We start from the raw sequence: 15,692 nt of genomic DNA on the forward strand, positions 1-15,692 counted from the left end.
AAATCCCGAATTATCTCCCATCATCTGGCTGGACATATCCATCAACACAATTCAATATTAGTTTTACAAGAACCCTTCATGGAAGGCGGAAGCGCTTTTAATGTATTTGCTCAACATGAATTAAGTGGAAATCAAATTGGGCTACAATTTGCAATTCACATCAATACTGACTCGCTTAGCCTACTTGTTGGAATGACCCACAGTAATCCCAACCGAGAATATGAAATTGCAATACAAAATCTGAAAGGTGAACAACGTGCCTTTAATCTAGTGTATAGCTTTTATAATTATCCCAAAGGATTTTATCTGCTGGAGTTTCCGCTACATTCACCTTCCACTAAACTTGAAGAACACCTACACGATGAACTAAACCGAATAGAGCCATTGGCATTTATTCAAACTGCAATCAAAATCACACCTATAGGGAAACCAATGAAATGGATTGAACAATTTATTTATAAACAGCTCTTGTCGATGACAAGTCAGAATCCTACAAGCCATTCAGGCATAAAAAAACCTCACCATGGTGAGGTTTTTTTATCTTAGAAAATTAATAACCCCACGCTTGTGGATCTAATGGTAAATCTACAGCAACTGAAAGCCCAGTATCATTACCATGTACATCAGAATCGCTTACCCAACCATTGAGTTTCAAAGGAATATCTGGACGAAGATAATGTGACCATGTTAAGTCGAGTGCTTTCACTTCATCTTTCTCTGGAAATGCTTGATTGATATCCAAATTCGATTGATTCACTTTTGCAAACAATACACGACCAGAGACACGATTCATTCGATCGAATCGGATATTACCACCGACAGAATACATTTCTCCATCCCCGCCCATCGCGTGACCTAAAGGGAAACCATGTTGGTAATAACCATCTTTATACACGTAATGATTATAAGAAATACCTTTTACATCGCCATTGGTACGGGTATCCGCCCATTCTGTATACAGTTGAAATGGCATGTTCTTAAAATTTGAAGAGTAATCGACACCTGCCAAATACATTTTTTTCGAAGGTAATAATCCCGCTTCATCTTCCCCAATATATTGGCCATATAGGCTTATTGGGGTATTCAACCACTGGTTCAAATTCAAACGTGCATCAAATCCAGCCAATTGATTGGACTTATCATCATCTGCATTGTAGAAATTATCATTGCCTTTAATGGCATTCCAAAAAGAATCCCAGCTTTCTGAGCGTCCTTCACCACCCCACTGAATCACACGCGATGCACCCAATTCCAAATAAGGTAAAGGTTGTGCTGTTACACGTAAACCAATGAGTTTTGCATCTGGAACCGCATCATAATCATCAAGTTGTCCAGCAAAAGCTTGATATTGCCATGGTCCAATCCAAGACAACCATTTACTTTCAAAGGCACTTTGATCAGCTCGCTGCATGGTTAAACCATAGACGGGACGGCTTGCATCACCACGAATGAGGCTACCATCATGACCTGATCCCCAATAGGTTGGCATTTGACCCGCAATCAACCATTGGTTCCAAAGTTTGCCTGCTAGGTATGATCCCTCGACATTGATATCGCGATCCTGACCGTTATCAATTAATGGACCTTGCTCTACATTTATCTTTAATTTGGCATCCCAGTTTGCACCACCCGCATTGAGCTCTAAGGCACCAACATACTGTGCTTTATTACTTTCAGCATAGGCTTGTGGAAACTGCTTTTCATCCGTTGCAGCATATAAACTCACTTTAGCCATATGATTGTCTGCTTTCAAGCTGGCCAGAACTGAATCCACCACCTTTTGCTGTGCAGGTTGGCTAATACGAGCCTGAGATAAAGCGCGTTGAATCTCATCGCCACTCATTGGCCATGTAGAGGTACTGATTTGAATAACACCCTGTTGATTTAACCAGTTCAAATCTGAACGTAAATCTTCATTATTCACGACAATCCCTTGCGCAAAACCCGATGACGCTGACAACATAAACAACGCCGAAACTAAAGATTTTTTTAAATACATTATCGTGACTTTCTCGTTACTTAATTCTGCCGACTACCATATTTTCTTTGATACAAGATTGCAACTGGAGTAATGATTTTTGTTGTAAATTGCAAAGAAAAACCCGCATAAAGCGGGTTTTTCTGAAATCGTATTTAGACTTAGTCTTTACGACGCATATGTGGGAATAAAATCACATCACGGATACTTGGCGCATCAGCAAACAGCATCACCAAACGGTCAATACCAATCCCTTCACCCGCAGTTGGAGGTAAACCATACTCTAAAGCTTCAACGAATTCTGCATCATAATGCATGGCTTCGTCATCACCCGCATCTTTCTCTTCAACTTGAGCTTGGAAGCGTTCCGCTTGGTCAATCGGGTCATTCAACTCAGAGAAGCCATTTGCCAATTCACGACCACCAATAAAGAACTCGAAACGGTCCGTAATATGTGGATTATGATCATTACGACGTGCTAAAGGTGAAGTTTCAGCAGGATATTCAGTGATGAACGTTGGTTGACGTAATTTCGTCTCAACTGTTTCTTCAAACACGATAGTTTGCAATTTACCTAAGCCGAAACCTGGCTTTACTTCTTCTTTCAATACGTCTTTGGTGAACTTCGCCAAGAACTCACGATCATTCACATTTTCAGGCGTAAACTCAGGGTTGTTTTCTAAGATCGCATCAAACATTGAAATTTTCTTGAATGGACCTTTAAAGCTGAACACTTCGCCTTGATATGGCACATCTGTGGTACCCAAAATATCCAAAGCTAATTTTTCCAGCATATTTTCAGTCAAAGCCATCAAGTCTTTGTAATCTGCATAGGCTTGGTAGAATTCAATCATGGTGAATTCTGGGTTATGACGTGTTGAAACCCCTTCATTACGGAAGTTACGGTTAATTTCAAATACACGCTCAAAACCACCCACCACTAAACGCTTCAAATAAAGCTCTGGCGCAATACGCAAGAACAATGGCATATCTAAAGCATTATGATGTGTTTCAAATGGACGCGCTGAAGCACCACCAGGAATCACATGCATCATTGGCGTTTCAACTTCCATGAAACGTTCATTGTTTAAAAATGCACGAATGCCCGCAACCACTTTGGCACGAATCTCAAAAGTTTTACGTGTTTCTTCATTCACAATCAAGTCAAGATAACGCTTACGGTATTTTACTTCCGTATCATTTAGACCATGGAACTTGTCTGGCAATGGACGTAAAGATTTAGTCAATAATTCAAAATGTTGTATATGCACATATAAGTCACCCTTACCAGAACGACCAATGTAACCTTCAACAGCAATAATATCGCCAAGGTCTAAACCTTTAATCGTCGCCAAAGTAGCTTCGTCTAATTCTTTACGTGCAACATAAAGCTGAATACGACCTGTCATATCTTGAATCACAATGAATGATCCACGGTTTAACATGACACGACCTGCAACCTTTACATAAACATGTTTAGCCGCTTCAATCTGTTCTTTCGATTGATCTTGGAATTGTTCTTGTAAATCTTGCGCATAATGTTCGCGCTTAAATGCATTCGGCCACGGGCTAACGCCCGTTTGTTTGGCTTGTTCTTCAATTTGCTTCAATTTGGCATGACGCTGTGCAATTAAATCGTTTTCGGAAATAGGTTGTTCTGAAGTCGATTGAGCGTTGTTTTGCGTCATCTCTGCCTCGAAAAATTTACTAAAAAATGAAGTGCACTAGCATAGCAGATTCCTTCATAAATTCGTATGATTTCTCACAAACAAATATATGACCCGCAATTTTGATTTTTGTCAGGCGATCACTGAGCGTTATTGTTCTGCCAATTCTTTCACTCGTTTTAATCCATGCTCAAAGGCTTGCTCCATCATATCTTGATAAGCCTCAGTCGTTTCCAGTTCTACTGTCAGCACTGTTTTTCCATCCACTTCTTCCAATGTATATTGTTCTAATGCCCCCTGCCATTCAAGTACTTCTGGACTACTGACATCTTCCACTCCACCTTGCAACAGTCCCTGATATTGAAAAATCACCGAATGATTCGGGATATACACCAGAATCGTGGTAATCAGTCCATCGCCACTATGATCTAGAAATAAAGCTCTGCCACCTACCGTCCAATCGGTCTCAATTTTCGATCCCTCTGCAAAATAAATTGTCCATTCTGTATAAGTGTCTGGTGACCAAAGAATATTCCATATTTTTTCAGGACTTGCATCAATAGTGATGTGATAACGTAGATGCTCTACCATTTTATTATTCTCCTTATGGATTCCTTCTTCCAAACTACTGAATATTTTGCAGGTGCAGTAAAATAAATCGTTAGAAATTATTTAAAAAATCCATTCTCAATTCACCCATTTCCACACATGTTGTTGTTTTATTTATTGTTCAGTAAAACCATCCTTTTTACCGCTCAAAAAAATCTTAGACCAAATGCTAAGATCAAAGCCTCCTGAAGATTCGTACAATTATAAAAGTTTGAAATAGTTGAAAGTGAACGTTTTTAATTCGTTCTATCTTTGTGAAAAGAGACCGTATGAACGCGATAACAATGAATATAGATCAATCAAAAATTCTTTTTTTGCATGGCTTAGACTCATCTAAAGAATCAACCAAGTTCCATGCCATCGATTCTGCTAAAAAATACTGTATTGATGTGGATTATAGAAATTTAAACTACGCGACTGTTGCCGAGTTTTATGAAAATGCCTTATCTACCATTAAACCTGACTTACTGATTGGTCATAGTTTAGGTGGCTATTGGGCGCTCAAAATGTCTTTGCAACACCGTATTCCCTGCATCATCGCCAATCCGAGTTTAATGCCTGATTTTAGAGCAGATTATCCAGCAATCACTGAACAAGATTTAGAACACGATATTCCGCAAATTGCATATATTGAACTGGGTGATGAAGTATTGGACATGTACGCCACCACCGCTTTTTTAGAACCGTATATGCAAGTCGATGCTGTTGAGGGTGGACACCATCGACTGGCAGCACCTGAACATCTTAATCAACTGATTCATTATATGGAGCAGACCTTTATTTTTTAGTGAACATAAAAAAAGCCAATCGGTTCTCATCGATTGGCTTTTTAAAAATATCACTGCGTTAAGCGACAGCAGCTTCTACAGGCTTCGAGCTTTCTTCTAGCACAGTCCATACCTTAAAGCCTAAATCTTTATGTAATGTCGGAAGATCTAAAAAGATGCTCGCGCCCAATACCTGATGATGACATTTATCCATCAATTGCTTCACAGCTTTCAGCGTTCCACCTGTCGCAAGAACATCATCCACAATAATGACTTTTTGCGGCTGAATATTGGCAGCGATTTCTAAACGATCTACGCCATATTCTAGACTATAGCCCACGCCAACCACTGGTGGTGGTAATTTACCTGCTTTACGCACCAACAATAGCCCTTTATTTAAACGTTGTGCCAGCAAGCTTGCAAGTACAAAGCCTCGTGCTTCTACAGCCACAAAACTTTCCACTTCAGCCAATTGTTCTTCAGGAATGCTAGCAATTAATGCATCGGCTAATGGACCGATATTGCTCATGAACAACGGCGTTAAATCATAGAAACAAATCCCAGGTTTTGGGAAATTTTGGACAGTACGAATGTGCGACCACAATACAGCAGACAAATTTTTCATGGGAGAGAATTTAGTACCAAAGGAATAGGTGAATTTTAACGCTTATTCAACTTTCAGGATAGATAATAGCCAGCTTTTCAGGCGAGGATATTTTTAGAGTGAATTTATAACAAACTGAATTTTATAAATAATTTTTATATAAAATGTTAACTATAGACTTGTATGATTCTAATATAGCAATTTATAGCTTTTCTATCTGCTCGACTTTAGTCGGATAAAGCTTCAAACCATCGCTTTGTATCATGCAATTGAAGATTGTCTAACAAAAATACAACGCCATGTTTAAATTGATAAGTTTTGTCCTCCTCCGCCATTCAGATTCAGGATTCTCCAATTAAAATCCGATATTTGCTTTACATTCGTCCTAGAACTGCGTAAAAATTTAGGCGAAAATAACGCTAGCAATTAGATCATTAGAGCCATGCGGTATATGAGTTATTGCTGATCTAAATTGACCCGATCAGAATTGGAGAATCAGATGAAAAAGTATCAATGCATCGTTTGTGGATGGATTTACGACGAAGCAGAAGGCTGGCCACAAGACGGTATCGTTGCGGGCACCAAATGGGAAGATATTCCTGATGATTGGACTTGCCCTGATTGTGGTGTTTCCAAAGCCGACTTTGAAATGATTGAAATTTAATAATAACTAAAAGACCCACCTAGCGGTCTTTTTTTACAGCTTATTTTGGGAGAAAGAAATGCAGCCTATCGTTATCATTGGTTCAGGCATGGCTGGCTATACTGTGGCACGCGAATTCCGCAAACTCAATGCAGAACAACAACTGGTTATGATTACTGCGGATGATGCCAGTAATTATGCAAAGCCTACCTTATCGAATGCATTAACAGGCAAGAAATCTCCTGAACAAATTGCGCTTGGTGATGCTGAAAAAATGAGTGCCCAACTGAATATGCGTATTGAAACGCATACACGGGTCAAAGAAATTCGTAGCGAACAACATCAACTTCTTTTAGAAAAAGAGGGTCAAACCAGCACCTTAGACTACGCCAAACTGATTCTTGCCGTAGGTGCAAACCCAATTCGCCTCGCGATTGCGGGTGATGGTAGTGATGATATTCATGTCGTGAACTCATTAAGTGACTATAAACTGTTCCGTGAAAATCTTGATAAACGCCAAGACAAACGGGTTGTGATTTTAGGTGCAGGATTAATTGGTTGTGAGTTTGCCAATGATTTGCAACATACAGGTCATTTTGCCACAGTGATTGATTTGGCTTCCCAGCCTTTAGGACGTTTACTTCCAGCCCATATTGCGACTGCATTCCAAGAGAATCTGGAAGAAACAGGGATTCATTTTGTATTGGGCACAACCGTAGAAAAAGTCTCTAAAGTCGAAAATGGCGATTACCTCGTCACTTTAGCCAATGGACAAACCGTCATTGCTGATATAGTGCTTTCTGCAATTGGTTTACAACCGAATATCAGCTTGGCGAAAACAGGCAATATTCACACCAGCCGTGGTGTACTGACCAATAGCCACTTGGAAACCAATCAAGCAGACATTTATGCTGTGGGTGACTGTGCGGAAGTGAATGGCACACTACTGCCTTATGTCATGCCGATCATGCAACAAGCGCGCGCTTTAGCCAAAACCTTAAATGGTGAACATACCGCAGTGCATTACCCGGCCATGCCTGTTGCGGTAAAAACACCTGCGGCACCGCTTACCGTACTGCCTGCACCAATTGATGCAGAGGTAAATTGGGAAACTGAAGAGTTTGAAGATGGCATGTTGGCTAAAGCATTAGACAGTACTGGAACACTGCGTGGTTTTGTCCTTTTGGGTGCTACGGCAGGTAAACAACGTTTAGCGTTGACAAAGTTGGTTCCAGACTTGATTCCTGTATCAGTTTAAGTTCAATATATAGAGGACGTTCACATTTTTGAATGTCCTCTTAAGGGGAGAAAGAAGAATGAATAGCGCATTACAATTCAAAAATTCACCTTACACCCCGTTTATGCATGAAACCAAGGTAGACTTGGGGAATGGTATTGAATTACACGTCGAAGTCGGTGGAGAAGCAGATCATCCGACCATCTTATTGATTATGGGCTTAGGCGCACAGCTGTTATTTTGGCCCGATTTCTTTTGTAAAACCCTGATTGATCATGGTTATCGTGTAGTGCGATATGATAATCGTGATATTGGATTATCTTCTAAAATACGCCACCAAGGTCCACGCCTGAATACAATTAAATTGATGGGACGTTTTGCTCTGGGTTTAGAAAACCAAGGTGCACCTTATAATTTGCATGATATGGCAGATGATGCTGCGCTGTTGATTGAGCGCATGGGACTTGAAAATGTCTTTGTGCTCGGCGCATCAATGGGTGGCATGATCGCACAAATTTTGGCGGCTAAAAATCCAGATAAAGTCAGCAAACTGGGATTGGTATTCACCAGTAACAATCAACCGTTACTCCCGCCACCATTTCCAAAACAACTGTTTAGCCTGATTGGCAGACCTGAATCGAATGACGAAGAAGGAATTATCAATCACAGTTTAAAAGTCTTTAATATTATTGGTTCGCCTGGTTATATCAATCAACTTGAAACCATGCAAACCGCACGCAAATTATATCAACGAAGTTATTACCCAGCGGGTGTACTTCAACAGTTTTTAGCAATATTATGTACAGGCTCCTTGCTACATCTGGATAAGCAGATACAACAACCAACCCTTGTGGTGCATGGTTCGCGTGATCGCTTGCTCCCACCTAGCCATGGTAAAGCTGTTGCAAAAGCAATTACAGGCGCTAAGTTTGAATTAATTGATGGAATGGGGCATGATATCCCACCGCATTTCATTCCTCATCTTAGCGGATTATTTGCTCATCACTTTAAATCTTAATGATTAGGACACTATGGCTGCATTACCATCCCTGAGACAGCTGTCATATCTCGTAACGCTGTCTGAAACGCTGCACTTCACTGAAGCGGCGCGTCGTTCATTCGTGACCCAATCTACCCTTTCGGGTGGGATCATGGAACTTGAACGTTTACTGGGTGGCGTACTCGTTGAACGTGATCGCCAAAATGTACGTTTAACTCCACTTGGCGAGCAAGTGGTCGCCCGAGCCCGTGTTCTACTTGCTGATGCTCAAGACTTAATGCGTTTAAGTCGTGAAATGAGTGAGCCTTTGACTGGTGACTTGCATTTAGGCGTGATTCCAACCATTGCACCATTTATTTTGTCGCAATTGCTGGATGAAGTGCATAAACAATTGCCTAAAATTCAGTTGCATTTGCATGAAGCGCAAAGCGAAAAAATTGTTGAGAAGCTGGAACATGGCAACTTAGACATGGTATTGCTGGCCTTGCCATTTGATACGCGTGGACTGAAAGTTTCCGAAATTGCCAAAGAAGACTTGTTCTTGGTGTGCCACAAATCTGACCAACGTTCAGCACAAGCGGCATCTCTGGAAGATTTGGATTTATCGCGTTTGATGTTGCTAGAAGAAGGACATTGCTTACGTGACCATGCTTTAAGTGCCTGCCCAATTGGTGAGCGCAAGAATGATCACCGCTTAAAAGCAAGCTCATTACCAACGCTGATTGAGATGGTCTCTGCAAACTTGGGCTTTACCTTACTGCCTGAAATTGCGCTACACACCAATATGATTAAAGCCAATCCTGATTTGGTGGTGAAACCCATTCAAGATGCACCGAGCCGCACCTTGGCTTTGATTACTCGTAAAAGTACTCCACTGCAAAGTGAATTTGATGTGCTGGTACAGATTCTGCAAAAAATCACCCAAGATTGATGCATTCTATGCCATCTTGAAAAAGCCCAGTGAAATCACTGGGCTTTTTGCTATTTCATTTAGAGCAAACCAATAACAATCCCTATTGCATCATTTCCCACAACAGCAGTTCACAATTACATCTTATTGTTATTGTTGTGTATCCATCATTTAAAAATAATATTTTTTAAGAAAACGTTCAGGTTCAGAATTTATAAATGCGCGATGAACAAAAGACCTTAGTCGACTCTCAGAAATAAAAACAATTTTGAGTTTTTGTGATCACTAATCTCCCGTAAAAATTGCATCGTTTTTAAGAAGATATTGCTATGCTTGCTCGCTTCGCATCTCCTTTACTGTCCCTCTCTTTCGGCTTGTTCAGCACACTGGCTGCAACCGTTACTCTAGCAGCAGAGCCACCAAAAGTTGATCCATCGACCCTAACTATCATTGGCTATCATGAGATTACCGATCAAAAGAATGCATTAATCCCTGATTATGCGGTGACGCCACAGCAATTTAGCCAGCACTTGGATTGGCTACAAAACAATGGCTTTCACTTTGTGAATGTCGATCAAATTATTCAGGCACATCAAGGCAAATACCATTTACCAAGTAAACCTGTATTACTGACGGTAGATGATGGCTATCAATCTTTCTACACCCATGCCTACCCCATTCTAAAAGCCAAACATATTCCTGTGGTACTGGCTGTGGTTGGTTCTTGGCTCACCCCAAAAACCAATCAACCTGTCCATTTTGGTGATGATGTTATTTCACGTGACAAGATTCTGACATGGTCAGAATTAAAAGAAATGCAAGACAGCGGATGGGTCGAAATTGGCAATCATAGTTTTAATTTGCATCGTGGTATTAATGCCAACCCGCAAGGCAATTCTGAACCCGCGGCCATCACCCGTGAATATGATGCACAACACCAGCGTTATGAAAACGACCAGCAATTTACCCGTCGTATTACCCAAGATCTAAAACAGAACAATGCGTTACTCCAAGCCCACGGTTTAAAAGCACCCCGTGTCATGGTCTGGCCTTATGGTCGCTATAACATGCAGGATGTGAAGATTGCCAAACAATTAGGCATGCCAATTACCATCACACTGGATGATGGTCCTGATCATGTGCGAGGTTCCTTGCAAACCCTGAACCGCATTTTGATTGAAGGCAATATGAGCACGGCGGATCTGGCACAGGAAATTAAAAATCGCGAAATGAATCTGGGTGATAACAACCGCCCGCAAAAAATCATGCATATCGATTTGGACTATGTGTATGACCCCGATCCTAAACAACAAGAACGCAATCTCGGCATTTTGCTCGACCGCATTCGTGCCATGGGGGTAAATACCGTTTATTTACAGGCATTTTCCGATTCTGATGGGGATGGCTCAGCCAATATGGTGTATTTCCCAAATCGGCATTTACCTATGCGTGCAGATTTGTTTAATCATGCCGCTTGGCAGATTCAGACGCGGACGCAAGTCAGTCGGATCTACGCGTGGATGCCGTTATTGGCTTGGGAATTACCGAAAACTGATCCTGTCAGCAAAGACGTGGTCGAAACCCAACAAGTCAGTCAGGATCACCTGAATATGGGCTATTTGCGTTTATCACCTTATTCAGCTCAAGCGCGCCAAACGATTCGTGAGATTTACCAAGACTTGGCAAAGTCCACCCCATTTAACGGCATTCTATTCCATGACGACACCACCCTGTCCGACTATGAAGATGCTAGCCCCGATGCATTAAAGGCCTATGCTGCTCAAGGCTTGCCGACGGATTTAGCTCAAATCCGAGCGGATGATGCCCTATTGCAGAAATGGACCGCCTACAAAACCAAAACCATCGATGATTTTGCCATGCAGTTAGCGAGTGAAGTACGCCAATATGAACCCTTCTTACTGACTGCACGCAACCTCTATGCACAAGTTGCTCTTAAGCCTTATGCAGAAAATTGGTATTCACAGTCCCTTGAAGAATCCTTAAAACGTTATGACTTTACTGCAATTATGGCGATGCCTTATATGGAACAAGCACCTGACGCAGACCAGTTTTATCGTGACCTGATACAACGGGTGAAAAGCTTTCCCAATGGCATGAAAAAGACTGTGTTTGAATTGCAGGCGACCAATTGGAGAACCAACCAAAAAGTCTCGTCACAGGAATTGGCATCCACCATTCAATCTCTTTATGCGCAAGGTCTTATGCACGTTGGCTACTATCCAGATGATCCAATTCAAGGACATCCCGATCCAAAAGTCATGCATGATGTCTTTGCAACCCAATCTTCTCAATTAGTTCCGTAACGGGAGTTGAGCATGTTTCCTCATTTCAATCTGTGGTTGCGTCACGCACTCAACTTTGTATTTTATTACCCCTTGTTTATGTCTTACCTGTGGATGTTGGGGGCATTGATTTTCTATGCCAAAGAACGCAAGCAACCCGCCTATCAACAACCAGAAGTACTAAGCCACTCGCCCTTGGTAGCCGTATTAATTCCTTGTTTTAATGAGGGAGACAATGCAGAAGAAACCATTAGCCACGCTTTAAAACTAGACTATCCAAATTTTGAGGTGATTGCGATTAATGATGGCAGCTCGGACAATACTGCGGAAGTCTTGAATCGCTTGGCGCATCAGCATGAGCGTTTGCGTGTGGTGCATCTTGCGCAAAACCAAGGCAAAGCCATGGCATTACAAGCGGGTAGCCTAGTGACCGATGCTGAGTTCCTCTTGGGCATCGATGGCGATGCCCTACTCGACCCGCATGCTGCGACATGGATGATGCGACATTTTATCGCTAATCCTAAAATTGCTGCGGTAACAGGTAATCCACGTATTCGCACTCGCTCAACACTCTTGGGTCGCATTCAGGTAGGTGAGTTCTCATCTATCGTCGGGATGATTAAACGTGCACAACGTACCTTTGGACGCTTGTTTACCGTGTCTGGGGTGATTACAGCATTCCGTAAAAGTGCAGTACATCAGGTCGGCTACTGGTCACCCAACATGCTCACAGAAGACATCGACATTACATGGAAATTGCAGCGTGCGGGTTGGGACATTCAGTTTGAACCGAATGCATTGGTGTGGATTCTGATGCCTGAAACCTTTTCGGGCTTATGGAAACAACGTCTGCGCTGGGCGATGGGTGGTGCTCAGGTACTCATTAAGAATCTGGATGTCTTCGTTCAACCCAAACTCAACTTTTTATGGCCACTGATGTTAGAGCTTTGCTTAACCTTGGTCTGGTCATACTTAATGTTGCTCTTGGCTATTCTATGGATCATTCATTTGATCTTGCCAATTGCTGCACTCAGTGGAATTAGTTCGCCATTTTTACCTTATGGCAGCGGTGTCTTGCTTGGTGCCACCTGTCTCATTCAGTTTGCGTTAAGCAAATGGATGGATAGTCGTTATGAACCCAACTTAGGTAAAAACTACTTTTGGATGATTTGGTATCCGTTTGTGTTCTGGCTGATCACCATCAGTGCCACCATTATGGCGTTTCCAAAAGTACTATTACGTGGCGAAGATAAACGTGCGCGCTGGGTCAGCCCAGACCGTGGCATTCGTTTATAACACTCCTTAATTTAGAGTATCTTAGAATGAAATCACAACATGACTTAGTGATTGATTTGCGTCATTTACTGCCATGGCATAAACGCTATGTGTCGAACACCACCACAGCCTTGATGTGGGGTGCTTGGCTGATGCTCTGGCGCCCCTTCTTGCTGGTCTGGATTCTTATCCAATTACAGAAAAGTGCAGCCGTACATCATCTGTTGAATGCTCTAAGCATCAGCCTTGAATATGGTGGTTTGGAGCTTGTACTGTGCAGTGTGGGCTTATTGCTGTGGAGCCGTTTTATGCCCTCTGCGAGTGTCAAAGTTGAATCACACGAGCAACCAATGGCAACCCAGCAATATGCTGATTATTTTGAGCTAAGTCACCAGAAAATTGAGCAATCACGACAGCATAAAATTACCATGGTGCATCACAATGCCCATGGACAAATTATTGATCTCGAATAATCAATTCAAAAATAACCACCCTTTGTAAACACCTTTGACCTCAAGTCCTGCTTGAGGTCTTTTTTATGCGATTTAAGCAATCATGATCAGTCATTCGACAGACTGCATGTGTACTTAGTAGCACCCTCAGCAACCAAGCTTATCTTGTTGCATCCTGCATAACTTCGTTCATTTGTTCTGCTTTAATCATTCTAGATTCTGAGTGTTTTAGGTTGTGCTTGAACTGTTCAATCCCTGTAAATAACAGCGCTTAAACCAGAAATAGGGAATCAATCAGCTCTCTATTCACTGATTACACAGATTGCACAGGCACAAAAAAAGCGCTGACTATGCAGCGCTTTTATTTCGTTACCTAGAACAACTTAAGCAACGAACTGGAGGAATAACCAGTATAAACCACCTGACAAACAGATGGTGGCCGGAAGTGTAAAAATCCATGCCGAAAGAATGGTCTTCACTGTGGCAAAATTGAGACCTGATTTATTGGCAACCATGGTACCTGCTACCGCACTGTTCAGCACGTGAGTCGTCGACACAGGCATACCAAAACCATCTGCCGCAGCAATGGTCGACATCGCCACAAGTTCAGCAGACATCCCCTGACCATATGTCATGTGATGCTTACCAATACGCTCACCTACAGTCACCACAATACGTTTCCAGCCCACCATCGTCCCCAACCCTAGAGCCAGTGCAACAGCCACTTTTACCCACGTTGGAATGTACTGTAAGAAACCATCTAAACTGCTACGGTATTCTTTCACCACTTTCTGATCCGCTTCTGGCATTGCAGGCAATTGGTGTGCTTTATCCAGACGTTTGAATGCTGTCGTGCTTAAATACATATCATTACGAATAGAAGAAACAGCATCTTCAGGGATGTTTTTCAAATCACCATATTGCGCAACACGGTCACCCAAATGATCGGTCAAACTTGCCAAAGCAGGCACCACTTCAGGTGTAATTTCTTTGGTTTGAATGTACGTGGTAATGGTTTGACGTGCTTTTTCATCTGGAATGTCGGCATGCGCAGGATACATTGCCACAGCCGCTTGAGATGACAACTGTTCAAATGACTGGATGTGCGCCTGATCAAGGTTCTTATTGAGTGAGTACGCCAACGGTACCAAACCAATCAAGATTAACATGATTAAGCCCATGCCTTTTTGACCGTCGTTTGAACCATGTGCAAAGCTTACGCCTGTACAGGTGAAGATCAGAATGGCACGAATTAAAGGTGGTGGTGGCTTGTTGCCTTCAGGTGGCTGGAACAATTCCAACTGGCGTTTGAAGACTTTTTTCACCAACAAGAACACCACTGCCGCAAATGCAAAACCAATTAAAGGAGAAAACAACAGTGCTTTACCCACTTTAATCACTTGGTCCATGTCTACGCCACTGGCACCACTACCTGAATGCAACAGGTAGTTCATGATGCCCACACCCAAAATTGAACCAATTAAAGTGTGCGAACTTGATGCTGGAATCCCTAAGAACCACGTACCCAAGTTCCATAGAATGGCCGCAATCAGCATGGCAAATACCATGGCAAAACCTGCACCCGAACTCACATTCATGATCAGTTCAACAGGCAGCAAGGCGATAATGCCGTAAGCAACCGCACCGCTGGCAACCATGACCCCAAGGAAATTACAAAAACCAGCCCACATCACCGCAACAGGTGCAGACAAGGCATTGGTATAAATCACGGTTGCAACTGCGTTGGCAGTGTCATGGAAACCATTCACAAACTCAAAGCCTAAAGCAATGAGTAATGCCGTCGCTAAAAGAATAACTGAATACAAACTTAACGGGGGTACATGCGACAAGTCAGCAGAGACTTGAAACCCAATGTAAATTAGGGTCGAAATGATGACCGTAAAAAACACCGGCATAAAAAATTTCGGTGTCGGAACATGCACGTTCGTCGATTTGTTCGATGCAGAGTGCATACGATCTTGGACGGGAGGAATTTTTGAATTCATGCAGACGGTTAAGAGGATAATAAAATCCCCTTATTGTTAAATTAAATTATGACAATTATATGACAAACAGGTGTCATATAAAGCCAAATTTTTAACAATTGACCTGTTTTAAATCATTCTGCCCTATCATGGGGATGATTTTTTGCTGTAAATCAGTTTTTTTCAAATACTTATAACAAAAAAATATTTCATTAAAAAAAGTAGTTGATTTTCTGAATTGTAAAAAAAATTATCGACCGTC

The 15,692-nt window shown here is 41.9% G+C and carries 14 protein-coding genes; 9 read left to right on the plus strand and 5 right to left on the minus strand.

Annotated elements, in window-relative coordinates; translation table 11 throughout:
- Nucleotides 1-78 precede the first annotated feature (78 nt).
- Entirely contained in the window at nucleotides 79-546 is a 468-nt protein-coding gene (locus tag GWK51_RS09290) for a hypothetical protein (protein ID WP_161933488.1), read from the plus strand.
- 4 nt (nucleotides 547-550) lie between these two features.
- Here the strand turns inward: GWK51_RS09290 and GWK51_RS09295 are convergent, their stop codons facing one another.
- From GWK51_RS09295 to GWK51_RS09305, 3 genes are all read right to left on the minus strand, one after another.
- Nucleotides 551-1,999, minus strand: coding sequence for a capsule assembly Wzi family protein (locus GWK51_RS09295; protein ID WP_161933489.1), 1,449 nt, complete (start codon nucleotides 1,997-1,999; stop codon nucleotides 551-553).
- A 140-nt stretch (nucleotides 2,000-2,139) separates the two neighbouring features.
- A complete protein-coding gene (gene lysS, locus GWK51_RS09300; RefSeq protein WP_161933490.1) occupies nucleotides 2,140-3,666 on the minus strand; it encodes a lysine--tRNA ligase in 1,527 nt (508 codons plus the stop codon).
- Nucleotides 3,667-3,795: 129 nt separating this feature from the next.
- Nucleotides 3,796-4,236, minus strand: coding sequence for an SRPBCC family protein (locus GWK51_RS09305; protein WP_161933491.1), 441 nt, complete (start codon nucleotides 4,234-4,236; stop codon nucleotides 3,796-3,798).
- Nucleotides 4,237-4,538: 302 nt separating this feature from the next.
- Between GWK51_RS09305 and GWK51_RS09310 the strand changes: the two genes are divergently transcribed.
- On the plus strand, nucleotides 4,539-5,042 hold the full coding sequence (locus tag GWK51_RS09310) for a YqiA/YcfP family alpha/beta fold hydrolase (RefSeq protein WP_100241417.1): 504 nt from the start codon (nucleotides 4,539-4,541) through the stop codon (nucleotides 5,040-5,042).
- 58 nt (nucleotides 5,043-5,100) lie between these two features.
- Here GWK51_RS09310 and GWK51_RS09315 read toward each other — a convergent pair whose 3' ends face one another.
- A complete protein-coding gene (locus GWK51_RS09315; RefSeq protein ID WP_161933492.1) occupies nucleotides 5,101-5,646 on the minus strand; it encodes an adenine phosphoribosyltransferase in 546 nt (181 codons plus the stop codon).
- Nucleotides 5,647-6,124: 478 nt separating this feature from the next.
- Here GWK51_RS09315 and rubA point away from each other — a divergent pair, with 478 nt between their 5' ends.
- The 7 genes from rubA (at nucleotide 6,125) to pgaD (ending at nucleotide 13,466) form a co-directional block, all read left to right on the plus strand.
- On the plus strand, nucleotides 6,125-6,289 hold the full coding sequence (rubA, locus tag GWK51_RS09320; RefSeq protein ID WP_100241419.1) for a rubredoxin RubA: 165 nt from the start codon (nucleotides 6,125-6,127) through the stop codon (nucleotides 6,287-6,289).
- 58 nt (nucleotides 6,290-6,347) lie between these two features.
- Nucleotides 6,348-7,526 carry a rubredoxin reductase RubB gene (rubB, locus tag GWK51_RS09325; RefSeq protein ID WP_161933493.1) on the plus strand — a complete coding sequence of 393 codons (1,179 nt, stop codon included), beginning with the start codon at nucleotides 6,348-6,350 and terminating at the stop codon, nucleotides 7,524-7,526.
- Between the two features lie 58 nt (nucleotides 7,527-7,584).
- On the plus strand, nucleotides 7,585-8,523 hold the full coding sequence (estB, locus tag GWK51_RS09330) for an esterase EstB (RefSeq protein ID WP_142768120.1): 939 nt from the start codon (nucleotides 7,585-7,587) through the stop codon (nucleotides 8,521-8,523).
- Between the two features lie 13 nt (nucleotides 8,524-8,536).
- Nucleotides 8,537-9,436 (plus strand): LysR family transcriptional regulator OxyR, encoded by a 900-nt coding sequence (gene oxyR / locus GWK51_RS09335; RefSeq protein WP_161933494.1) that lies wholly within the window; start codon nucleotides 8,537-8,539, stop codon nucleotides 9,434-9,436.
- A 308-nt stretch (nucleotides 9,437-9,744) separates the two neighbouring features.
- Nucleotides 9,745-11,739, plus strand: a complete 1,995-nt coding sequence (gene pgaB, locus GWK51_RS09340) for a poly-beta-1,6-N-acetyl-D-glucosamine N-deacetylase PgaB (RefSeq protein WP_161933495.1) — start codon at nucleotides 9,745-9,747, stop codon at nucleotides 11,737-11,739.
- Between the two features lie 12 nt (nucleotides 11,740-11,751).
- Nucleotides 11,752-13,014 carry a poly-beta-1,6-N-acetyl-D-glucosamine synthase gene (gene pgaC, locus GWK51_RS09345; RefSeq protein WP_161933496.1) on the plus strand — a complete coding sequence of 421 codons (1,263 nt, stop codon included), beginning with the start codon at nucleotides 11,752-11,754 and terminating at the stop codon, nucleotides 13,012-13,014.
- Nucleotides 13,015-13,040: 26 nt separating this feature from the next.
- Nucleotides 13,041-13,466: a poly-beta-1,6-N-acetyl-D-glucosamine biosynthesis protein PgaD gene (gene pgaD, locus GWK51_RS09350; protein ID WP_161933497.1), complete on the plus strand. Its 426-nt coding sequence runs from the start codon at nucleotides 13,041-13,043 to the stop codon at nucleotides 13,464-13,466.
- 362 nt (nucleotides 13,467-13,828) lie between these two features.
- Here pgaD and GWK51_RS09355 read toward each other — a convergent pair whose 3' ends face one another.
- The gene (locus GWK51_RS09355; RefSeq protein WP_142768115.1) at nucleotides 13,829-15,451 is read right to left on the minus strand and encodes an inorganic phosphate transporter; all 1,623 of its coding nucleotides are present in this window, start codon (nucleotides 15,449-15,451) and stop codon (nucleotides 13,829-13,831) included.
- Between the last annotated feature and the right edge of the window lie 241 nt (nucleotides 15,452-15,692).

The sequence above is a fragment of the Acinetobacter kanungonis genome (genome assembly GCF_009939195.1).
Lineage (GTDB): Bacteria > Pseudomonadota > Gammaproteobacteria > Pseudomonadales > Moraxellaceae > Acinetobacter > Acinetobacter kanungonis.